Annotated in this window: 15 protein-coding genes; 11 read left to right on the plus strand and 4 right to left on the minus strand. The window is 42.4% G+C overall.

Annotated elements, in window-relative coordinates; translation table 11 throughout:
* Positions 1-9 precede the first annotated feature (9 nt).
* Both gyrA and HMPREF9304_RS06890 read right to left on the minus strand, forming a co-directional pair.
* Entirely contained in the window at positions 10-2,628 is a 2,619-nt protein-coding gene (gyrA, locus tag HMPREF9304_RS06885; RefSeq protein ID WP_036927714.1) for a DNA gyrase subunit A, read from the minus strand.
* Positions 2,629-4,355: 1,727 nt separating this feature from the next.
* A complete protein-coding gene (locus HMPREF9304_RS06890; RefSeq protein ID WP_036927734.1) occupies positions 4,356-5,420 on the minus strand; it encodes a mannose-1-phosphate guanylyltransferase in 1,065 nt (354 codons plus the stop codon).
* 328 nt (positions 5,421-5,748) lie between these two features.
* Here HMPREF9304_RS06890 and HMPREF9304_RS06895 point away from each other — a divergent pair, with 328 nt between their 5' ends.
* From HMPREF9304_RS06895 to HMPREF9304_RS06910, 4 genes are read left to right on the plus strand one after another with little or no spacing between them, the layout of a single operon-like run.
* Complete coding sequence (locus HMPREF9304_RS06895; protein ID WP_036927715.1) at positions 5,749-7,767, plus strand: transketolase family protein; 2,019 nt, start codon at positions 5,749-5,751, stop codon at positions 7,765-7,767.
* A 6-nt stretch (positions 7,768-7,773) separates the two neighbouring features.
* Positions 7,774-8,214, plus strand: a complete 441-nt coding sequence (gene rpiB / locus HMPREF9304_RS06900) for a ribose 5-phosphate isomerase B (RefSeq protein ID WP_036927716.1) — start codon at positions 7,774-7,776, stop codon at positions 8,212-8,214.
* A gap of 60 nt (positions 8,215-8,274) precedes the next feature.
* A complete protein-coding gene (locus tag HMPREF9304_RS06905) occupies positions 8,275-9,036 on the plus strand; it encodes a copper homeostasis protein CutC (RefSeq protein WP_036927717.1) in 762 nt (253 codons plus the stop codon).
* 12 nt (positions 9,037-9,048) lie between these two features.
* Positions 9,049-11,643: a transglutaminase-like domain-containing protein gene (locus HMPREF9304_RS06910; protein WP_036927718.1), complete on the plus strand. Its 2,595-nt coding sequence runs from the start codon at positions 9,049-9,051 to the stop codon at positions 11,641-11,643.
* 126 nt (positions 11,644-11,769) lie between these two features.
* On the opposite strand, the gene HMPREF9304_RS06915 is transcribed toward HMPREF9304_RS06910, so the two are convergent.
* Positions 11,770-12,537, minus strand: coding sequence for an SDR family NAD(P)-dependent oxidoreductase (locus tag HMPREF9304_RS06915; RefSeq protein WP_036927720.1), 768 nt, complete (start codon positions 12,535-12,537; stop codon positions 11,770-11,772).
* 100 nt (positions 12,538-12,637) lie between these two features.
* Between HMPREF9304_RS06915 and sppA the strand changes: the two genes are divergently transcribed.
* From sppA to thiL, 4 genes are all read left to right on the plus strand, one after another.
* Positions 12,638-14,407 carry a signal peptide peptidase SppA gene (gene sppA, locus HMPREF9304_RS06920; RefSeq protein WP_036927722.1) on the plus strand — a complete coding sequence of 590 codons (1,770 nt, stop codon included), beginning with the start codon at positions 12,638-12,640 and terminating at the stop codon, positions 14,405-14,407.
* A 92-nt stretch (positions 14,408-14,499) separates the two neighbouring features.
* Positions 14,500-15,678: a tetraacyldisaccharide 4'-kinase gene (gene lpxK / locus HMPREF9304_RS06925; RefSeq protein ID WP_036927723.1), complete on the plus strand. Its 1,179-nt coding sequence runs from the start codon at positions 14,500-14,502 to the stop codon at positions 15,676-15,678.
* Positions 15,560-16,369 carry a purine-nucleoside phosphorylase gene (locus tag HMPREF9304_RS06930; RefSeq protein WP_081953666.1) on the plus strand — a complete coding sequence of 270 codons (810 nt, stop codon included), beginning with the start codon at positions 15,560-15,562 and terminating at the stop codon, positions 16,367-16,369. The genes lpxK and HMPREF9304_RS06930 overlap by 119 nt, the downstream gene beginning before the upstream one ends.
* Positions 16,370-16,548: 179 nt before the next feature.
* Entirely contained in the window at positions 16,549-17,676 is a 1,128-nt protein-coding gene (gene thiL, locus HMPREF9304_RS06935; RefSeq protein ID WP_036927724.1) for a thiamine-phosphate kinase, read from the plus strand.
* Positions 17,677-18,120: 444 nt separating this feature from the next.
* Here the strand turns inward: thiL and HMPREF9304_RS06940 are convergent, their stop codons facing one another.
* The gene (locus tag HMPREF9304_RS06940; RefSeq protein WP_036927726.1) at positions 18,121-18,921 is read right to left on the minus strand and encodes an MBL fold metallo-hydrolase; all 801 of its coding nucleotides are present in this window, start codon (positions 18,919-18,921) and stop codon (positions 18,121-18,123) included.
* Between the two features lie 91 nt (positions 18,922-19,012).
* Here HMPREF9304_RS06940 and HMPREF9304_RS06945 point away from each other — a divergent pair, with 91 nt between their 5' ends.
* The 3 genes from HMPREF9304_RS06945 to HMPREF9304_RS06955 all read left to right on the plus strand — a co-directional run bounded on the left by HMPREF9304_RS06945 (position 19,013) and on the right by HMPREF9304_RS06955 (position 22,545).
* A complete protein-coding gene (locus HMPREF9304_RS06945; protein WP_052045985.1) occupies positions 19,013-19,477 on the plus strand; it encodes a hypothetical protein in 465 nt (154 codons plus the stop codon).
* Between the two features lie 1,133 nt (positions 19,478-20,610).
* Complete coding sequence (locus HMPREF9304_RS06950) at positions 20,611-21,780, plus strand: PCMD domain-containing protein (RefSeq protein ID WP_036927728.1); 1,170 nt, start codon at positions 20,611-20,613, stop codon at positions 21,778-21,780.
* Between the two features lie 6 nt (positions 21,781-21,786).
* The gene (locus HMPREF9304_RS06955) at positions 21,787-22,545 is read left to right on the plus strand and encodes an outer membrane beta-barrel protein (RefSeq protein WP_025071726.1); all 759 of its coding nucleotides are present in this window, start codon (positions 21,787-21,789) and stop codon (positions 22,543-22,545) included.
* Positions 22,546-23,131 lie beyond the last annotated feature (586 nt).

Consider the following 23,131-nt stretch of genomic DNA (forward strand, 5'->3'; position numbering starts at 1 on the left):
ATTTTTAATTTAACTATCACTATCATTTTCGTCTTCGATATCATCAAAATCCACTAAAGGCGCATGGTCTTCCTGGTCTTCAGCAAGCTCTGACGGTCTCGATTCATTTTCTTCATCTTGTGTTTTATCCCACTCTGAACGGTTATCTTCTTCAAAAGAAGCTTCTAATTCCGAACTCATCGTGCGACACACACTTGCAATGATGTCATTTTTCTTAGAGAGATTGATTAAGCGAACCCCCTGTGTTGCTCTACCCATCACTCTACATTCTGCAACAGACAAGCGAATGGTGATACCGCTTTTGTTGATAATCATCAAATCGTTGTCATCGGTCACATTCTTTATAGCTACCAAACGTCCAGTCTTGTCGGTGATGCTCATGGTCTTCACACCCTTACCACCACGATTGGTCTTGCGATAATCTTCTACTAAAGTACGTTTACCGTATCCATTTTCGCTGACAACCATCACTGTCTCGTTAATAGGATCATCAACAACAATCATGCCAATCACCGCATCGTCGCCGTCGTCAAGGCGCATACCGCGTACACCAGTGGCTGTTCTTCCCATGACACGAATGGTTCGCTCATCAAATCTTACAGCCCTACCATTACGGTTTGCCATAATCAGTTCGTTCTCACCGTTGGTCAACCGAACATCTACCACTTCATCGCCCTCGGCAATATTGATAGCAATCACACCGTTGGTACGTGGACGTGAGTAAGCTTCCAAGCAAGTCTTCTTCACAGTTCCATTCTTTGTGGCGAACACTACGTAGTGCGAATTGATGAACTCTTCATCGTCCAACCCACGTAATCGCAAGATGGCATTGATAGCATCGTCACTTTCTATATTCAATAAATTTTGAATAGCACGACCCTTTGAATCCTTTGTTCCTTCAGGAATATTATAACACTTCAACCAGTAGCAACGTCCTTTCTTGGTGAAGAACAACATGGTTTGATGCATCGTGGCTGGATAGATAAACTCTGTAAAGTCGGCATTGCGATGGGTAGCACCCTTTGACCCTACTCCGCCACGAGCCTGTTCGCGGAAGTCGGACAGTGGTGTTCGCTTGATATATCCCAAGTGGCTCACCGTTATCACAACAGGGTCATTGGGATAGAAGTCTTCGGCATTGAACTCATGCTCATCGGGAATGATTTTTGTACGACGGTCATCGCCATACTTTTCCTTCACCTCATTGAGTTCGTCCTTCATTACCTTTTTACATAGTTCAGGATCGGATAAGATATTTTCCAAGTAAGCAATGAGTTTCTCCAACTCATCGAACTCTGCATGCAACTGTTCCAAACGCAAACCTGTTAACTGCGACAAGCGCATATCAACAATAGCCTTGCTCTGCAATTCATCCAAGTCAAAGCGTTTCTCCAAATTGGTTTGCGCCTCGGCTGGCGTCTTACTGCCTCGAATGATGTGTACTACTTCGTCAATGTTGTCGCAAGCAATAATCAGACCTTTGAGTATGTGTGCTCTGTCTTGCGCTTTCTTCAGTTCGAATTTGGTTCGACGAATGGTTACATCATGACGATGCTCCACAAAATACTTCACACACTCTTTCAGACTTAGCAAACGCGGACGTCCATTCACCAAGGCGATGTTATTCACCGAGAACGAACTTTGCAAGGCTGTCATCTTGAAGAGCTTGTTCAAAATCACGTTGGCATTGGCATCACGCTTAACATCAATCACGATACGCATACCTTGGCGTCCCGATTCGTCATTTGCATTGGCGATACCATCCAGCTTGCCTTCTTTCACCAAGTTAGCGATATACTCAATCAGCTGTTGCTTATTGACGCCATAAGGTATTTCGGTAATGACAATTTTATCATGACTCTCATCACTTTCTATCTCTGCTTTGGCACGAAGTATGATGCGTCCACGTCCTGTTTCGTACGCATCCTTTACACCCTGTAATCCATAGATATAACCTCCAGTAGGAAAGTCAGGTGCTTGGATATATTGCATCAGCTCCTCCAATTCGATGTCAGGGTTGTCGATATAAGCGCAACAACCATCTATTACTTCACGCAGGTTATGCGTTGGCATGTTCGTAGCCATACCCACAGCAATACCGTTACCACCGTTTACCAGCAGGTTAGGTATCTTTGTTGGCATTACAGTTGGTTCCACCAGCGTATCATCAAAGTTGTTAGCCATATCCACGGTGTCTTTGTCCAAGTCATCCATGATATGCTCGCCCATCTTTGCCAATCGACATTCTGTATAACGCATGGCAGCTGCGGAGTCTCCGTCAACACTACCAAAGTTTCCTTGACCGTCTACAAGTGTGTAACGCATGTTCCAATCTTGCGCCAAACGCACCAATGCGCCATAGACTGAACTGTCTCCGTGGGGGTGATACTTACCCAGTACCTCACCCACTACGCGCGCACATTTCTTATAGGGCTTGTCACTGGTGTTGCCGATGCCTAACATTCCGTATAATATACGGCGATGTACGGGCTTAAATCCGTCCCGAACATCTGGCAAGGCACGTGCTACAATGACAGACATCGAATAATCTATGTAGGAAGATTTCATCTCTTCCTCTATGTTAATCTTAATAATCCTGTCGTGATCGACTGTTTGATTTTCGTCCATTCTCTAATACTAAAGTTTTATTATATCCATAATGTAGAAGTTAACTATTGCGATAATCACAGCACTTCTATCGTGTACTTTCTTATTTTCTAACGTTATTTTTTACCACGAAATTGCCTACAAGGGCATTTTTATTCGCTTAGCGGCGTTTTGTGGCGTTGTAATCATTTGCTAAAGTACGATTTTTTTTTGAATAAAATCGCTTAGAAGCAAAAAAAATCACTAATTTAAGCATTATTACGACATCAAAACGCGAAAGCCACCAACTAACATCACTTCTCAAAGACCGTCATTTCGTCTATACACCTATTATTATATAAGGGCAATGGTGTTTGAAGGTCAGAATGAAGGTCCATTGATAGAAGCTATCCAAAATCAAAAAAAACGGCAGTTCAAAAATGTGTGAATTGTGATGAGTACACACTCCACTTCTCTTGATACATGACAAGAAAATAAAGATTTTTGGAAAAAATAACCGATAATTCTCGCTGTGTGGGTACACAGTTTTATATTGTAAAAAAAACATGGAAAAACATTTGGAGGAATTAAAAAAAACGCTAACTTTGCAACTGTTATCCTGAAAACAATCTTTTTACCTTAAAGGACTAATACCTATTGAAGATTAGAGGCGATCGTCTGTGAAGACCGTTGCCTTTTTTTATTTTCCATACTTTTATGATTTTCTACCTTCTTTGTCAATAACTCCATTTACACAATTTCTAAAACAAAAACAAGGGCGATGGAATGACGAAGAAACAGGGATAGAAAAATGGGCGGAAATGTAAAATAAAAGTACTGTTTTTTAACACTTCAACAGTTGCAAAATAGAAAAATAGTAAAGCCAAAAATCCGCTTTCCACACGCATTATTTGCTTAAGTCATGATAACAACGAGCTTATCATAATGGAGTTGTACCACTAACCCATGTGAATAGCAACACTATTATCATGAGATAACAGCCTTAAATGGCTGGATGAACAGTCAAAACAGACGAAAAAGAGCCACTTTTCAAGGTTATATCAATGCTTCAACCACTTACTTGATGAGCATTTTCACTGCTAATCAAAGACAAGTTATTATTAGTCAGAGACTTATAAAACATGCCTCAAAACTTGAATATTTCTGACCAAATAGTCATTCGCTTACAAATATGGAAGTTTTGGAAGTGCCTTTGTTAAAATAATTCATAACTTTGCACCCATAATAATTCGCCAAAAGCTCTTTTAATTTGATGCTTTCGGTACTACGAAGGTAACGCACACGCCTCTACGGCTCTTTCATTTAACGATAACCTTTGCTGCCATAAATCTTTCATCTTTTGGTTATTTCGCTCTCAAATTTACCGATTAAATGAATACAACATCTTGCGTACCAATGAAAAAGCTGCATGATATCTCATCTTTTAACAACGAAAAACACAAAAGAATCTAAAAAACATTGCCGCAAAAGCCATTTCACGAAAGAACGTCCCGTTCTGTCTAAAATAACAAAAAACATAATTGCCGCACTTCACTTTTGACAAAAAATCGGAGAAGAATCACAACGCATTTCTTTTCGCTGTTTTCGTCAGAACGTCTACGTTCTTTGGTTTCTTTATATCACTTGCGCATTTTCGTGTTTTCTGCTTTCGTTGTTGATTTCTTCTACGCTGTTTACAACAACAAAATATACCATTTTTTAATGAAAGAGCTGTGTCTCGCCTCTACCCTCTTTTGCCTTTGTTGCGCTTATTCTTCCGAGAATTGTTTGATTCTCTGCTCTTCACTTAACTTGCAAATCAGCAAGACGCCATCTTTTTCAACAACGATATAATCGTTAAGTCCTTGAATGACCACCTTTTTAGATTGTGTAGCGTGCACGATGCAGCGGTTGGTATCGTATAAGAAAATATTTTGGCCAATGATACCATTGCCATACAAATCCTTATTGGTATGAGCCAACAGCGAGCTCCATGTACCTAAGTCGCTCCAACCGAAGTTCGCAGGACAGACAAATATCTCTTCTGCCTTCTCCATAATGGCGTAGTCGATAGAGATGTTCTCACATTCGCCATAACGAGCGTCTATCACTTCTTGCTCCTTCGCAGTACCGTACACGCTCATCATGCTCTCAAAAATATTGGCAATGGCTGGAACATAAACTCGAAAGGCATTGATAATGGTCTTCACATTCCAAATAAAAATTCCCGCATTCCAAAAATAATTGTTCTGCTGAATATACATCTGGGCGGTTTGCAAATCGGGTTTTTCACGAAACTTATCCACCCTGAAAATCTCCTTATTGCGCAATGAACTCGTTGACAAGTCGGCTTGAATATATCCGTAGCCTGTCTCAGGATAGTGAGGTTTCATCCCTAAGGTAATGATGGCATCCGTTTCGCTGGCAAACTTTAACGTAGACTTAATAATACGTTGAAACTCAAAAACATCCGTTACAATATGATCGCTCGGTGCAACCACGATATTGGCACTTGGATCAATGGCTTTGATTCGCCAACTCACATAAGCAATACAGGGCGCAGTGTTGCGACGCATCGGTTCTTGCAAGATATTTTGAGCTGGAACCATGGGAAGTTGTTCTTGAACGGTATGCACATATTTCTTGTTAGTGACAATCCAGACGTGATCCAACGGGCAGATATCCTTAAAACGCTCCAAGGTTAGTTGCAAGAGCGACTTGCCTACACCCAACACATCAATGAACTGCTTGGGCTTTTCCTCTGTACTCATCGGCCAAAAGCGACTCCCTACACCGCCTGCCATAATTACCAAATGGTTGTGTGATTGATTCATATTGTCATTCATCAAAGTTATTTCATTGCAAATATAAGCAATATAAATCATAAAAAGGAACATCGCTTGAAAATTATTTTAATGTCTATCCATCAAGATGTAGATGATGCACCACTCTTATCAAGGTGCGAGAAACGAATATAAGATAGGTGGTAAAAACATTCCATACCGAAAATTATGGATAAAAACGCATCGCATTCGTTGCCTATGTCAGCACAAAATGCTATCTTTGCAAAAAGAACGGTAAGCATCATTCGTATCCTTGCCGTTCCTTCACATAACCACTAAGTACTATTTACAAGAACATCAACATCATAACATCAATCATATGAACGACATTCAGTTAATGACACGTGCGGCTGACAACATACGAACGCTTGCTGTGTCTATGGTAGAAAAGGCAAACTCTGGTCACCCTGGTGGTGCCATGGGCGGTGCCGACTTTATCAATGTTTTGTTTTCGGAGTATTTAATATACGACCCAGATAATGCCACATGGGCAGGGCGCGACCGTTTTTATTTAGATCCCGGACACATGTCTCCCATGCTTTATGCGACATTGGCACTCCAAGGCAAGTTTTCTATTGATGACCTCAAGAATTTCAGACAGTGGGGTTCGCCTACAACTGGTCATCCAGAGCGAGATGTGACAAGAGGGATAGAGAACACTTCGGGTCCACTTGGACAGGGACACACATTTGCTGCAGGTGCTGCCGTTGCTGAAAAGTTCTTAGAAACAAAGTTAGGCTCGGTCATGATGCAGCATAAAATTTATGCTTACATATCCGATGGGGGTATTCAAGAAGAAATATCACAAGGCACAGGACGCTTGGCAGGAGCCTTAGGTCTTAACAATCTGATTATGTTCTATGACTCTAATGACATTCAACTGTCCACAGAATGCAATGCCGTAACTGCTGAAAACACAGCGATGAAATATGAGTCATGGGGCTGGAACGTCATTACTATCGACGGCAACGATGTAGCTGAAATTCGTCAGGCATTGGATAAGGCACTTCAAGAGAAAGAACGTCCTACGCTCATCATTGGGAATACCATCATGGGAAAAGGGGCACTACAAGCCGACGGTAGTAGTTATGAGCACAATGTCAAGACACATGGTGCACCATTAGGCGGAGATGCGTACAAAAACACGATAGAAAACTTAGGTGGTGACATCCATCACCCCTTTGCCATTGCCGAAGATGTGCAAGCATTGTATGACAATCGTGCAGAGGAACTGCGTAAAATTGTTGCGCAACGCCATGCTGCAGAAGACCAATGGAAGGCTCAGCACCCAGAAAAAGCCACCCAAATGAAAGAATGGTTCTCGGGAAATGCACCGAAAGTAGACTGGAGTAACCTTACTCAGAAAGCTGGTGCTGCCACCCGCAACGCCTCATCTGCATGTCTAAGCCTCTTGGCTGAACAAGTGCCAAACATGGTTTGTTCGTCCGCTGACCTGTCAAATTCGGATAAGACCGACGGTTTTTTAAAGAAAACACAAAGCATGGTGAAAGGCGACTTCAGTGGTGCATTCTTCCAAGCAGGTGTCAGTGAGCTGACCATGGCTTGCATGTGTATCGGTATGTATCTACATGGAGGAGTAATTCCTGCGTGTGGTACGTTCTTCGTCTTCTCTGATTACATGAAACCTGCCATTCGTATGGCGGCGTTGATGGAGGTTCCTATCAAATTTATTTGGAGTCATGATGCGTTCCGTGTGGGCGAAGACGGACCTACACATGAACCCGTTGAACAAGAAGCCCAAATAAGGTTAATGGAAAAACTCAAAAACCACAGTGGGAAAGATGCTGTCCGTGTGTTCCGACCTGCTGATGTTGAAGAGACTACAGTATGTTGGCAAATGGCTATGGAGAACATGGAAACCCCAACAGCACTTATCTTCTCACGTCAAAACATCGAGAACTTACCCGAAGGAACACCCTACCAAGAGGCAAGGAAGGGCGCATATATCGTGGCTGGTAGCGATGAAAAGTTCGATGTTATCTTGTTAGCCAGTGGTTCAGAGGTATCTACTTTGGTGGCTGGAGCACAACTCTTGAGAAAAGAGGGTGTGAAGGTTCGAATTGTGAGTGTGCCTTCTGAGGGGCTTTTCCGTCGACAAAGCTGCGAATATCAAAATGAGATTTTGCCCAAGAATGCCAAGATATTTGGCTTGACAGCAGGACTTCCTGTTACTTTGGAAGGGTTGGTAGGAGCCAACGGTAAGGTCTTTGGACTGGAAAGTTTTGGCTACTCTGCACCTTATAAGGTATTGGATGAGAAGTTAGGCTTTACAGCAGAAAACGTTTACAAACAAGTGAAGGATTTTTTAGCAAAGTAAGTTGTCATGAATATCAAGAAAGTTGGACTCGCCAGTGACCATGCGGGCTTTGGATTAAAGGAGGTTATTAAAGAATATCTCGATGAGAAAGGCATTGCCTACCAAGACTTCGGCACCCATTCTGAAGCTTCTTGCGATTACCCCGAATACGCCCATGCGTTGGCGTCAGCAGTAGAGAAAGGCGAAGTCTACCCAGGGATAGGAGTTTGCGGTTCGGGCGAAGGCATGAGCATGACCCTCAACAAACATCAGGGAATACGTGCTGCATTGGTATGGCAACCCGAGATTGCCCACATGACCAGAATGCACAACGACGCCAATGTATTAGTGTTGCCGGGTCGGTACATGGACAAAGAAACGGCATGGAAAGTCTTAGATGAATTTTTCAACACAGATTTTGAAGGTGGGCGTCATGTTCGTCGCATTGAGAAGATACCTGTTGAATAACCAACGACATCTACAAATTCCGTATGTGAGTTTGTAGATGTTTCTTTTTTTTATCGAATTATGAACCAGCAAGATTATCAATTTGAAGTTTGTGCCAATGGTGTTGACAGTTGTTTGGCAGCACAGGAAGGCGGAGCACATCGTGTAGAACTCTGCGCAAGCATTCCTGAAGGAGGCACTACCCCATCTTATGGAGAGATAAAGGTGGCTCGAAAAATTCTGAAGTCCACCCGTCTTCATGTGATTATCCGCCCTCGTGGGGGTGATTTCCTCTATTCGCCCATCGAGGTTGAACGCATGATAGAAGACCTACATATTTGTAAGGAATTAGGCGTTGACGGTGTCGTATTTGGTTGTCTCACCGAAGAAGGATTGGTTGACGAGGTATTATGTCGCAAGCTCCTAACGCATTGCAAGGGGATGTCTACAACGTTTCATCGAGCCTTTGATCGCTGTAAGAACCCTTTTCAAGCCTTGGAACAAATCATCAATTTAGGTTTTGACCGCATACTCACTTCGGGTTTGCAGCCTATTGCGGAAGAAGGAATGGAATTGTTGCGCGAACTTCAGCTCAAGGCACAGGGAAGAATTCGACTGATGGCAGGTAGCGGAGTGAACGAAGAGAATATTTACCGAATAGCAAAGGAAACAAATATCAAAGAATTTCATTTTTCTGCTCGCAAGAAAGTCAATAGTTTGATGACCTTTACCAACCCAAATCTCCACATGGGAAGTACCAACAACGATGATAGTTATATCGAAATTACTTCTGAAGACCGAGTAAGAAATACGATACTCGCACTCTTGGAATCCACCAACTAAATCTTTTTTGACATGAAAAAATACCTACTTGTCGTACTGACAGTCCTTTGCTGTCAATATGCGAATGCCACTTTGCAGCAAAAAAATAATCAGACACAAAACCAGACAGCATTGGTTTTCAAAGACAGAATGCAAATCATCGGAAACCAATTCTTTGATATTAAAGGACTGAATGTGAATGACACAGAACTACAAGCACTCCAGTTTTTGTACGCTTACATGCCTGTGGCAGACGTCACCGATTACCCCACAGCCTTTTATTTGGACAATATCCGAACCACTTTTCAGATAAAAAACGAGATGCCATGGGGACATACTATTCCCGACTTACTGTTTCGCCACTTTGTATTGCCGTTGAGAGTGAACAATGAGAACTTGGACGATTCGAGAAAAATATTCTTTCAAGCCTTGAAAGACAGAATAAAAGGGATGAGTATGCAAGAGGCTATCCTCGAAGTGAACCACTGGTGTCACGAACATGTAACCTATACGCCGTCTGATGGGCGCACTCTTTCGCCACTCGCTTGCATGAAAAATGCGCAAGGACGCTGCGGAGAAGAGAGTACGTTTACCGTTGCTGCCTTGCGTGCCGTAGGTATTCCTGCCCGTCAGGTGTACACCCCACGCTGGGCACACACAGATGACAACCATGCTTGGGTAGAAGCTTGGGCAGATGGAAAATGGTACTTTTTGGGTGCATGCGAACCAGAACCCGTCCTCAACCTTGGCTGGTTCAACGCTCCTGCATCACGGGCAATGCTGATGCACACCCGAGTTTTTGGCGATTATCACGGTCCTGAAGAGGTGGTGTTGCGTACTTCAAACTTCACAGAAATCAACCTTATCGACAATTATGCGAAGACAGCACGTGTCGATTTTACCATTGTCGATGAGCAACAACGCCCTGTAAATCATGCCAAAGTGGAGTTCAAAATTTACAATTATGCAGAATTTTATACCGCAGTCACCAAATATTCGGATGAAAAAGGACAAACTTTTCTTACCGCAGGCAAAGGAGACTTATTGATATGGGCATCCAAAAACGGGCATTATGGTTTCGCCAAGGCTTCGTTTGGCAAAGACCAACATGTCACGATAGTACTGAAACGCCATGCCTCAACCGATTGTCAACAAATGACTTTCGCACTCGATTCGCTCGATATCGTACCTCCAACAGAACAAGCCGTGCTACCTACCCTCACAGAAGAGATGATTGCTCATAACAAAAAGCGACTTGCAACAGAAGACAGTATACGCAAGGCGTACGAGGCAACATTCTATCAATCGACCAATGATGATGAGATTTCTAAATTCTTGTTAACAGCTCGTGGCAATTGGCAAACGATTGAGGCGTTTTATAAAAAACATATTCTACAAAAAGAGAGGGCATTGGCATTGCTTCGCACATTGAGTGACAAGGATTTGCGCGACATGCCAATGGAGATACTCGAAGACCATTTCAACGCAAAGAGCGACCAACTCTGCCCAAGAGTGGAGAACGAAATGATAATACGACCTTTCAAACAGCAACTACAACAAGCCTTCAATGCCGCTACCATCGAAAGATTTCAACAAAATCCCGCATTGTTGGTAGAATGGGTGCAGAAGAATATCCGCATCAATTCCGACAAAACGGCTCTGCGCATTGCACAAACGCCTATGGGAGTATGGCAATCGAGACTGACTGACACTCGCTCACGCGACATCTTTTTTGTTGACTTGGCACGCAGTCTCAATATTCAAGCTCGCAAAGATGTGGTTACTTCTAAGGTTCAATATCGCACTAATGGGGCTTGGGTAGATGTTGATTTTGAAGCAAAACAACAGGTTACCGCTCCGCAGGGGGTACTAAAACTCAATTATCAGCCTTCCACATATTTGGAAAATCCTAAATATTACACGCATTTCACCATTAGTAAAATAGAGAATGGTGTTCCAACGTTGCTCAATTTTGAGGAAGGACAGGTGGATATGGGAGGTGGAACCACTTGGAAAAGTACCTTTGAAAACGGTGCAAAGTTGGATGAAGGAACTTATATCCTTGTGAGTGGCACCCGTATGGCAAGCGGAAATGTAAAAGCCACTTATCAGATTTTTAATATTAAAAAGAACCAAACGACTACACTTGATTTGCATTTGCGCACCTCGACCACTGAAATCAGCGTGATAGGGAACTTTGACAGCGAATCAAAATTCACACTCAACCATGAGGAAGTGAGCCTCCTTTCACAGACAGGCAGAGGATATTATGTGCTTGTCATCATTGGCGTAGGACAAGAACCCACTAACCATGCCCTGAGAGATATTGCTAAATTAAAGGCAGAATTTGATCGTTGGAATCGACCTTTCGTGCTTCTTTTTGAGTCGGAAGAAGATGCCAAGAAGTTTAAGGCTAACGAATTTGGACAATTACCCAAGAGAACTATCTTCGGAATTGACGCTTCTGGCAGTATCAAGAAGCAAATTGTCAACCAAATGAAACTGAAGGATGCACGTCAACTCCCTATCTTTTTGATTGCTGACACGTTTAACCGCGTGGTCTTTACTTCGCAAGGATACACCATTGGCTTAGGAGATCAGTTGCAATACACGATTCATCATCTGTAAGTCGTCATACACTTATTTGCAAAACACCACATCATTTATAAGTATAAGTGATGTGGTGTTTCTAAATAATTGAAGGGATAAGGAAGAGATTTCGAGACGCTTATTCCTCAAAGTCATAATAGTAAGCTACTTCACTAATCTGAAGTGTCGCCAAACACAACGTGGCAGGTAACGCCATAGACTTACCAAAATACGCCATTTCCAATCGATGATGCAAACATGTCGTTTGAGGTAGATAGCCTTCAACATGTGGCGAGCCACCATTTGCGGGTTCATCATCATAGGATAGTCACCACCTTTTAGCAATGCGGTGTCCACAAATCCCGGACGAAGATCGGTAAAGCGTATCCTTAATTTTTTGTTATTAGCCAGTTGTTCCAAAGCCTGAATATAAGTATTCTGTAAAGCTTTGGTTGCACTATACGCTGGAGCAGCACCCAAACCCTTCACACCAGCAATAGAAGAAATGACAGCTATTTGCCCTCCTCCATTGACTGCCATGTAACGGTAAGCAGTACCTATCATCCGAGTGAATCCTACACCGTTGGTTTCTACAGTACTTAGTTCTATATCTTCTTGCAATTCAGGGTTTTGTCTACCTATCCCTGAAGCATGAATATAAAGATCTATCCCTCCCATTCGACTTATTAAATCGAGCAATGCTTGCGGAGCTTCTGGTGCACAAACATCAATTTGAGCAGTGAATATTCTTTCATCATCCTGCCCATCCATGACAGTAGTTGACGGATTCAACTGCTGTTGTGCCAACTTCCATTGCTCCATGTCTTCGATACGGCGTGCTGCAACGCCCACCTTCCAACCATCTTTGTACAACAAGGTGGCTAACGCTTGCCCCATACCTGATGAGGCACCCATGACAATAACCTTTTTCATCTCCACAAATGTACGATAGATTGCGCAAAAAAAAGTAGTTTTACATGACATACTGAATAAAATTAACTATATTTGCATCAGTAACTATAATTTTCAACTTATGAAAGAATTTTTCAAGTATGTAGGAGCCACTATTGTGGGAATATTTGCAGTTGGTCTTATCCTTGCCATTTTAGGCGTGATGAGCATTATCGGAATGATAACATCCACACAGGCTACACAAAATGTAAGTAAGAACAGTGTTTTGGTTCTCAACCTTTCGGGCACCCTGCAAGAGCAAAGTGACGACAATGTATTTGGACTTTTTGCACAAGATTCTTTTGGAAGTTTAGGCTTAGACGAGATACTCTCCGCTATCAAGAAAGCCAAGGAAACGGACAAAATCAAAGGAATTTATATCGAATCAGGTATGTTCGTTGCTGATTATGCCAGTAGACAGGAGATTCGGAATGCCCTACTCGATTTCAAGAAGAGCGGTAAGAAGATTGTTGCCTATGCAGATAGTTACTCACAAGGCAATTACTACATTGCCTCTGTTGCCGATAAGGTATTTCTTAATCCGCAAGGTATGATAGACTGGCATGGCATCGGAGCAGAGCCAATGTTCCTAAAGGACTTGCTCGCTAAGTTTGGCATCCGTTTTCAAGTTATCAAAGTGGGCAAATACAAGAGTGCTACCGAAAGCTTCACGGCAGACAAAATGAGCGAGCCTAACCGCGAACAAACACAAGCATATATCAACGGTCTGTGGGCAAACGTATGTCAAGCGGTGAGCCAGAGCCGTAAGATTAGTGTCGACAAGCTGAATGAATACGCTGATAGTCTCATCACTTTCAACAATCCTAAGGATTATGTTTCTGCAAAACTGGTTGACGGATTGCTCTATACCGATGAAGTGAAGAAAGAAGTGAAGAAGACTTTTGACTTGGATATGGACGACACCATTAGCCAAGTGAGCATTGCCGAGATGAAAAACGTCAAGGAAAAGAGCGATGGCGATGAGATAGCTGTTTACTATGCGTATGGCAACATCGTTGATAACCCTATTACGGGTGGCATTTTTGGTGCCCAGCACGCCATTGTGGGACCTGATGTTTGCAAAGATTTGGAAGCACTTGCAGACGATGATGACGTCAAGGCGGTGGTGCTGAGAATCAATTCGGGCGGTGGTAGTGCATACGCATCAGAACAGATGTGGCACCAGATTGCGGAACTGAAAAAGAAGAAACCAGTCGTAGTGTCCATGGGTGGAATGGCAGCCTCGGGTGGTTATTACATGAGTTGCAACGCCAACTGGATTGTAGCTCAGCCCACTACGCTGACTGGCAGTATAGGCATCTTTGGCATGATACCCGACAGAAGTCAACTCTTGACGCAAAAATTAGGCATAAAGTTTGATGAGGTAAAGACCAACCGCAACGCTTTGATGGGTTCAAATGCACGCCCCATGAACGAAGAAGAAATAGGATACTTGACACGTTACATTGACAGGGGATACAATTTGTTTCGTAAAAGAGTGGCAGATGGTAGAAAGATGAGCATTCATCAAGTTGAAGAGATTGCACAAGGACACGTATTTTTAGGACAAGATGCGTTGAAAATTAAACTCGTAGACGAGTTGGGAGGACTTGATAAGGCTATCGCTAAGGCTGCCAAGCTGGCGAAGATAGACAAATATCATACATCCAATTATCCTGAAGGGGACGATTGGATGGAACAATTGTTTAAGATGACTGGCGGTGGAAACTACTTGGACGAACAGATGCGCACTGCATTGGGCGACTATTACGAACCGTTTGCACTACTGAAAACCATGAACCAGCAAAGCATGGTGCAAGCCCGAATTCCTTTTTATCTAAACATCAGATAACGTAATTCGTCAGGGTACTCACATTGGTACCGCCTGTGAGGCAGACAACTGTCATAGACAATTTTACAAGAAAGCATCCTAATCTATTTTGAATGAGAACCGAAGGAGATTACATTAAGATTAACGAATGGCTCTATCCGCTAAGCTGGCTCTATGGTTTAGGGGTGAGAGTGCGTAATCAAATGTTTGAAATGGGCATTCTCAAACAACAGGCATACGATATTCCCATCATCTCCGTGGGTAATATCACTGTTGGTGGAACGGGCAAGACGCCTCATGTGGAATATTTAGTGCGTCTCTTAGGCGACTTGGTGAAAGTTGCTGTGCTGTCTCGCGGCTACAAACGTCAGAGCAAGGGCTATGTGCTTGCCCATGAAGCTACCACCATGAAGGAAATTGGTGATGAACCGTTTCAAATGAAACGTAAGTTCCCACATATCTATATTGCTGTTGACAAGAATAGAAGAAATGGGATAGCACACCTGACAACAGATGAAGAGACACAGGATGTTGATGTGATTTTGCTGGACGATGCTTATCAGCACCGATATGTAAAGCCTGGCATCAACATCCTGTTGGTAGACTATCACCGCTTCATCATGAATGATGAACTCTTACCTGCGGGCAGACTTCGTGAGCCGCTATCAGCTAAAGACCGTGCCGACATCGTCATTGTTACCAAGTGTCCAAAAGATTTGAAACCTATGGAGTTTAGGGTTCTCACAAAGAATCTTAACCTCTACCCTTTCCAATCGTTATTTTTTACTGCCTTAGAATACGGAAAGTTAAAATCGTTTGACACGGAAAAAGAATGTTCCTTACGGTCGCTCAAGCAACAAAATGTACTGTTGCTCACAGGTATCGCTTCGCCTCAGCACATGAAGGAAGACCTCAAAAAATACTGTAAGCACATTCAGCCAATGGCTTTTGCCGACCATCACCGCTTCACCACCAACGACATCATGCACTTGAATGACACATTTGCAAAGATGGAGGCGCCCAAAATCATCGTTACCACAGAAAAAGATGCCAGTCGTTTGACAGGCATCGAAGGCATGACGGATGAGGTAAAGGCAGCCTTACACATTCTACCGATTCAGATTAGATTCCTCTTAGACAGCGAGGAAGCATTCAACCATAAAATTATTAGCTATGTACAAAAAAATTCAAGAAACAGCATCCTGGTTAAAAGAAAGGATGACGACAAGTCCAAAGACAGCAATCATTCTGGGAACAGGCCTGGGACAATTAGCTTCCGAGATAACAGATAGTTACGAATTTCCTTATCAAGATATCCCTAATTTCCCCGTATCAACTGTTGAAGGTCATTCGGGTAAATTGATTTTTGGTAAATTAGGTGGCAAGGATATCATGGCAATGCAAGGAAGGTTTCATTACTACGAAGGATATGACATGAAGGAAGTAACCTTCCCCGAAAGAGTAATGTACGAATTGGGCATTGAAACATTATTTGTTTCTAACGCAGCAGGAGGCATGAACCCTTCGTTCAAAATTGGCGACTTGATGATTATTAACGACCACATCAACTTCTTCCCCGAACATCCTTTGCATGGAAAGAATTTCCCCACAGGTCCACGTTTCCCCGACATGCACGAGGCTTACGATAAAAGTCTACGCCAATTAGCTGACGACATTGCAAAAGAAAAAAACATCCGAGTGGTTCATGGCGTCTACGTTGGCGTACAAGGACCTACGTTTGAAACCCCTGCCGAATATGCTATGTACCATCGCTTGGGCGGCGATGCAGTAGGTATGAGTACCGTACCCGAAGTGATTGTAGCACGCCATTGCGGCATCAAGGTCTTCGGTATGAGTATCATCACTGACCTGGGCATTGAGGGAAAGCCAGTAGAAGTGTCTCACGAAGAGGTGCAAGAGGCTGCAAACAAGGCACAACCGCTGATGACCGAAATCATGAGAGAAATTATCAAGCGCAGCTAAGTACTGCTGCCACAGTTGAAACTATCGAGGAACGAAAGCACACCATCTGTTAAAAATGGAGACTATCATGCGCCACGTTCCTCGAAGTTTTAGCGCGTCTCCTTTTTACATTTCATATCACAAAAAGATAAATTTGTTCATTCAGAACAACCACTTATTTACACACAAATCATACTTACATGACTGCAATTTCTAAATTAGGCGAATTTGGACTTATAGAACAACTCACAAAAGACATTCAACTACAAAACAGTTCAACCCTGACAGGTGTGGGTGACGATTGTGCTGTCATGCACTATCCCCACAGTGAAGTGCTTACCACCACAGATATGCTAATGGAAGGAGTGCATTTCGACCTCACTTACATTGACTTACAACATCTTGGGTACAAAGCAGCAATGGTAAATATCAGTGATGTGTTTGCCATGAATGGCACACCAAGGCAAATGTTAGTTAGCTTAGCCATTGACAAGCGTTTCAGTGTAGAAGATATCGAAGCCTTTTATAATGGTTTGCGCATGGCTTGCAACAAGTGGAAAGTAGACATTGTCGGAGGAGATACCACCTCTTCTCGAACAGGAGTAGCCATCTCCATTACTTGCATCGGTGAAGCAAAACCAGAGGAGATTGTTTATCGAAATGGTGCGAAAGACACTGATTTGATTTGTGTGAGCGGTGATTTGGGGGCTGCCTATATGGGATTGATGTTACTGGAGCGTGAGAAGTCGGTGTATTACAAACAGGTAGACGAAATCCGTACCAAAATAATGAAAGCCAAAGAGCAAAAGAATCAAGCGCTTGTTACTAAACTCACCCATGACTTGAACAGCCTCGGAAACTTTCAACCCGACTTCGCAGGAAAAGAATATTTGCTACAACGCCAACTACAAACCGAAGCCAGAGGTGACATTATTGAAACCTTAAGGGCTGCACACATCCACCCAACAGCCATGATTGACATCTCTGATGGCTTGAGCAGCGAGTTGTTGCACATCTGCAAAGAAAGCAATTGCGGTTGCAGAATCTACGAAAAGAATCTACCCATTGACTACCAAACAGCGGTGATGGCAGAAGAGCTCAACCTAAACGTCACAACCTGCGCACTCAATGGCGGAGAGGATTACGAGTTGTTGTTTACCGTACCCATTGGTGACCATGAAAAAATACAAGCCTTGGAAGGCATCAAACTGATTGGACATATTACCCACGCCAACCTTGGAGCGCAGTTAGTCACTCGTGACAACCAAGAATTTGCCTTGAAAGCACAAGGTTGGAATCCGTTGAAATCTTCAACAACTGCTGAGTAGACTCCATTGGTTCATGACTTCTAAGAGACGACAGAAGGACTGACAGGGATAAATGTTTTACCTGTCTGTCAAGATATATCCTGCTACCTATCATGATGTTACAAACAGAAATGATAGCATAGCAGTTTTTCTTTGAACAAAACTTCTTATCGCATCCTGAGCTATCAACAGAAACTATCCTTGCGAACAGCCGCACCAACTACCCATCTTTTTCATTGTAGAGTAATATTGTTGAACAACAAATTTAACAAAAGAAACAAATAAACGCAACACAACAATGAACGCAAGCGTTCTGCGAATGAAACAAATCAGCCGATATCAACATGTTGTGGGGCTTTGCTAAATTCGTTTCATTTGGTGAACGCCAGCGTTCATTGATTCCTACAAACGGATTTGTTTTATTGGTTCAATTTGTTGTTGAATGAAAAACCCATATCCCAACAATTAAAGCTGGTACAACAAGCTGGGGGATTTTCGCTTCAAGACATCTAATTGGACATCCGTTCCTGCCACAATGCCATACGAGCGCAGAATTTGTTCCACCGTTTTACGAGCCAATTCGGGATGATTGTTCTCTTCGCTCAAGTGGCACAACCAAACGTGTCGCAACTCCGCCGTCATATTTTCTGCCAAAGCTCTTCCACATTCACTATTTGGTAAATGACCTGTTTGACTGGCTATTCTGGCTTTCAGGTGTGCAGGATAAGGTCCTTGCGCCAACATATCTTCATCGTGATTGGCTTCAATGACTAAGTAATTGGCTTCTGCAATGAATTCTTTCATCTCGTCAGTAATATGACCTACATCGGTCATCAGAACAAAGATAATTCCCTGGCAACTAATTCGATAGCCCACACTGTCACAACTGTCGTGTGGCACATGGAAAGGTGTTACCAAGAAGTCACCCACCTGAAGTGGTACTTGCTTGGTGAAACATCGCTTCAAGTTTGGGGCTACCTTGTTTCGAACACAAAAGTTTCGCTCAATACCGTCATGCACCTTGGCTGTCGCATAGACGGGCAGCGAAAATTCGTGACTCAACGAACCCACCGATTTGATATGGTCGGCGTGGTCGTGAGTGATAATAATATGATGAATATGGGAAAGAGACAGCCCGTTTTCCTTAAACGATCGCTTCAATGTTCGGACGCCTAAGCCAGCATCAATCATCAGTCCATCGTTCTCTGTAAACAAACAATAACAGTTGCCGCTGCTACCGCTTCCCATGCATATAAATTGCAACATGAATATAAATTTGAAGTTACAAAAGTATTAAAATCAAACGATATGCGCAAATTTTTAGCTATCTTTGCCATGATTTAGGAAAGCGAAAGGAATGAAAGTAAAATTAATCATTTTCAGTATGTGCGTATGGGTCAGTGGCTTGCTGATTACAGCCTGTTCATCGCATAAAGATGAACCCCAACTCAAAGAGACTGCCAATGGTTTTGCAGAAACTTTCTTTAATTGGCAACTGAACGAGGCTTTGCCCTATTGCACTCCCGAATCAAAGAAATGGATTGAGTATGCAGGTTCGCAAATCACTCAAGAAGACATTGATTTGCTAAAAGCTCAAGACGAAGGAGCTTCACATCAACTCGAAAATATTAACTATCAATCGGGAGACACGACAGCCACAGTAGTTGTAAAAATGAAAAACGTAATGTTGCTTGATTCGATTGGGAAATCGGGAAAGATGATTGATAAGGCTTCTTTCCAAATACACTTATGTTATCGGAATAAGCAATGGAAAGTCCTTCTCACGTCTCTACCAAGACCCATGCGCAACAACGAAATTTAATTGGGCTTTATGTTGTTGAGTGATACTAAGAAGCAACCTAAAACCTAACAAATCTTTCATATCAGGACAATGTTGTTAAACAACAAATAAAACCAATGTAACGAATCAACTAAATAAGACAATGAACGCAAGCGTTCTGCAAATGAAACAAATCTACCAGCTTAAACATGCTGTACGTCTTTGCCAAATTTGCATTCATTGTTAAAAAAACATCCTTGTTAGACCAGCAACTTCACTTCTTGTCGTGATGAAACGGAAAAATATTTCCCATTGTAGCAACGGAAGGGCACGGAACGACACTGGTGTGTCGTCAATTCTCGCAAAAATTTTATTTGTTGTAAGAAAAAATATGGTCTTGCTAAATTTGTTTTTATTCGGTGAACGCCAGCGTTCATTGATTCCAACAACTGAATTTGTTGTATTGGTTCAATTCGTTGTTAATATAAAAGGACATAATTGTCTTTGACAACAAACAACTCATTCAATAAAAAAAGCTCAGCATTTTTGGTAAAATGACGATACGTGTTTGTCCTGTTATTTTACTAAAAAACGACCATTAAAAATCTTCAAAATAGAAAAAATGAATAGGCAAACGACCGACAAAAATGCGCTGATTTTAGCAAAATAACCCAATCAAAACGTTAGAACACTGAGTTAATGCGCTTGGAAACATGTAATAGAGGTGTTGTTCACATGCTTCAGCGGCATTAAAGCATGCAAATAGTTAGCTTAGAACAATGCTTTAGCGGACAAAAAGGGATGAAAAAAGGAAAGCAACGAGAAGAATTAAGCGTAATTTGTTCAATATCAATGAATTATGAAAGTTGCTCATTTTTAGCGTATTTGCGACCAACTTTGCTGTTGGTTGTTTTTACGCGAGTTTTGAGAGGCACTTTGTAAAGAAAATTCAGCAATTATTCACCTTCCATACAGCATACTAACAACGTTGCAAATACAGTTGGGTTGGTGTTGTTTGTCGTAAAAATATCGTGCTTCAAAAGAAAGAACAGTATGCTTGTATCTTGCTTCAATTGGTACCGTTTGGAATAGAAAAGGCTATAATTTGAACATTTCGTTTGTGCTATCCAAAATTATCCTTTAACTTTGCAACGAAATAATAAAGTGTTATATCAATGAAATTTTATCGCAATTTATGCTTGGTTGCCGTGTGTAGCCTGTTGGTATCGTGCTTCAAAGAAGAACCTCTGAATGCTGAATGCGACATTTTAGCAGTGAGAGTTGCTGACAATCAATTGCAAGAGATGTTTTTTAACGAGGCCGAGCGACAAATTGATGTGTTGTCAGGAGATAGTATCATTAACTTTAAGGTGAGACGTAAAGCAGATTTGAAAGCGATTGCTCCCCTATTCAAGATAACAGAAGGGGCAACCATACAGCCAGCAAACGGAAGCACACATGACTTTAGCAAAGGATCCGTTACATATACTGTAACTTCGGAAGATAAACAGTGGAGCAGACGATACAAGGTTAGCTTTGTTCCAACATCGCAAACGGTGAAGGATACCATTCACTTTGATTTTGAACATTTCAGAATAGAACCTCTCGATAAAAAGTTCTATTTGTGGTATGACTTTGACGAAAATGGAAAGGAAACTGATTACTGGGCAACGGGTAACATTGCCTTCAGTATTGCTGCGGGCGACAAACCGGCAGATGAATATCCCAGTGTACCAGTTTCAGAAGGTGGACACCACGGCGCTTATGTTCGACTGACAACTTGCAGTACAGGACCTTTGGGAGCTATGTTTGGTAAACCTACCGCTGCAGGAAATATGTTTTTTGGTAAATTCGATGCTGGACAATCGTTGGTAGATCCTAACAAAGCAACCCAGTTTGGTATTCCTTTTGACAAAAAGCCTATCAAGTTTACAGGCTGGTACAAATATCAACCTGGCAAAAACTTTCAAAATCAGCAACAAAAGATTTTGAAAGATCGCACCGACCAAGCCGCAATATATGCCGTACTCTATCGCAACACTGTAGCTGAAGGCGATGGCGAGGGAAAATCTAAAAAAATAGTTCTCGACGGTAACAATATCCTAACCAGTGAACACATTGTAGCTATTGCCCAAATGGAGAATATAAAAACGACCTCTGAATGGACACCTTTTGACATATCTTTCCAATATCATCAACCCATTGATGAGAATATTGTAGAGAATAGAGGATATAGTTTGGCGATTGTTTTCTCATCAAGCCGTGATGGTGCCAAGTTTGAAGGTGCCATTGGGAGCGAACTATGTATTGACGATATTCGTATCATTTGTACTTCAGAGGAGTAATAAAAGATGAAGAAGAAACAAATTATTTTAGCCACTGTTTTGAGTGTATTTACTTCCCTGTCGTGTCTGGCAGAATCTTGGTGGCATCAATTAGAAGTAACTGCACGAATAGGATATAATTTAGGTGGAACTGCGCCCTTTGGGTTACCCGCTTCTATTCGTTCATTGGAAGGCTATAAGATGCCCAACAACTCGGTATTTGAATTAGATGGTACGCAAGCCATCAACGAAAGTTGGTCATGGAGTTCAGGTCTTCGATTTGAAAACAAGGATATGTTGGTGGATGCCAGGGTTAAAAATTATCACATGGCAATGGTACAAGGTCAAAGTGCCATGGAAGGCATGTTTACTGGATATGTACACACTGAGGTACGGCAATGGATGGTGACACTTCCCGTGCAAGTAAGTTATCACGTTCATCCCCGTATCAATTTACGTGCTGGAGTGTATGGCTCGTATCTGCTTACCAAATCGTTTACGGGCAACGCTTACAATGGTTATTTGCGTGTTGGCTCCCCTACTGGTGCAAAAATAGAGTTAGGCAATGATCTGGGAACGCGCGGCGACTACGACTTTTCTTCGGACATGCGCAACTTTCAGTTCGGTATTGTGACGGGTGTTGACTTCCACGTCTACCGCCGCATCGGACTGTACGCTGATGTGAATTGGGGATTGACTGGCATTCATAAAAGTTCATTCAAAACCATAGAGCAAACGCTTTACCCCGTGTACGGCACCATTGGACTTTCTTACAAAATAAAATAAAGTAAGCAGGTCATTGCTCACACCTATAAAAAATCGGGTAGGAGGTAAATGTTATTCATAAAAGGCATTTACCTCCTACTTTCACATTTACCGACCTCCCACACCACCGTACGTGCCGTTCGGCATACGGNGGTTTCGTACTTTTACACCTCACGGTGTGTGGCAAGTTGTTTTCAGCTATCCCTTTGAGTAACGTCACTTCTATCCTATTGTCGGATTCCGTCCTATCGTCTTGGATAGAGAGCTCCTTTCGGACATCTGACGAAGAAATTAGCAGGGTAGCATTCATTTACTATTGCACTGCACGATTCGGTCCTTCCCTGTAGGCACACGTACCTTGGGTACTATGACCTCTGCTGACTTCTCACGGCAAGCTTTACTCCGCTTCTTTCGTAAAAACAACTATTAGAAACGTCCGTGAGACCTCCTCGGATAAGAACATTATCTTTCCATCTTATGCCTACTTCATTTAGACCAACCGTTCCGAATAGCTATAGGACTTTGGTTTGTTTAGCAACCTTGCCCATGGTCATATGCCTTGTATGAAGTTTCTGTTCGTTAGGTCAGATGTTTGCCGCCAGCTTCC

The sequence above is a fragment of the Hoylesella timonensis S9-PR14 genome, from assembly GCF_000762405.1.
GTDB classification, from domain to species: Bacteria; Bacteroidota; Bacteroidia; order Bacteroidales; family Bacteroidaceae; genus Prevotella; species Prevotella timonensis_A.

Bases quoted from the DNA above. Each gene is read 5' to 3' on its own strand.
- gyrA (WP_036927714.1), bottom strand. From the start codon at position 2,628: ATGGACGAAAATCAAACAGTCGATCACGACAGGATTATTAAGATTAAC.
- HMPREF9304_RS06890 (WP_036927734.1), bottom strand. From the start codon at position 5,420: ATGAATCAATCACACAACCATTTGGTAATTATGGCAGGCGGTGTAGGG.
- HMPREF9304_RS06895 (WP_036927715.1), top strand. From the start codon at position 5,749: ATGAACGACATTCAGTTAATGACACGTGCGGCTGACAACATACGAACG.
- rpiB (WP_036927716.1), top strand. From the start codon at position 7,774: ATGAATATCAAGAAAGTTGGACTCGCCAGTGACCATGCGGGCTTTGGA.
- HMPREF9304_RS06905 (WP_036927717.1), top strand. From the start codon at position 8,275: ATGAACCAGCAAGATTATCAATTTGAAGTTTGTGCCAATGGTGTTGAC.
- HMPREF9304_RS06910 (WP_036927718.1), top strand. From the start codon at position 9,049: ATGAAAAAATACCTACTTGTCGTACTGACAGTCCTTTGCTGTCAATAT.
- HMPREF9304_RS06915 (WP_036927720.1), bottom strand. From the start codon at position 12,537: ATGAAAAAGGTTATTGTCATGGGTGCCTCATCAGGTATGGGGCAAGCG.
- sppA (WP_036927722.1), top strand. From the start codon at position 12,638: ATGAAAGAATTTTTCAAGTATGTAGGAGCCACTATTGTGGGAATATTT.
- lpxK (WP_036927723.1), top strand. From the start codon at position 14,500: ATGAGAACCGAAGGAGATTACATTAAGATTAACGAATGGCTCTATCCG.
- HMPREF9304_RS06930 (WP_081953666.1), top strand. From the start codon at position 15,560: ATGTACAAAAAAATTCAAGAAACAGCATCCTGGTTAAAAGAAAGGATG.
- thiL (WP_036927724.1), top strand. From the start codon at position 16,549: ATGACTGCAATTTCTAAATTAGGCGAATTTGGACTTATAGAACAACTC.
- HMPREF9304_RS06940 (WP_036927726.1), bottom strand. From the start codon at position 18,921: ATGTTGCAATTTATATGCATGGGAAGCGGTAGCAGCGGCAACTGTTAT.
- HMPREF9304_RS06945 (WP_052045985.1), top strand. From the start codon at position 19,013: ATGAAAGTAAAATTAATCATTTTCAGTATGTGCGTATGGGTCAGTGGC.
- HMPREF9304_RS06950 (WP_036927728.1), top strand. From the start codon at position 20,611: ATGAAATTTTATCGCAATTTATGCTTGGTTGCCGTGTGTAGCCTGTTG.
- HMPREF9304_RS06955 (WP_025071726.1), top strand. From the start codon at position 21,787: ATGAAGAAGAAACAAATTATTTTAGCCACTGTTTTGAGTGTATTTACT.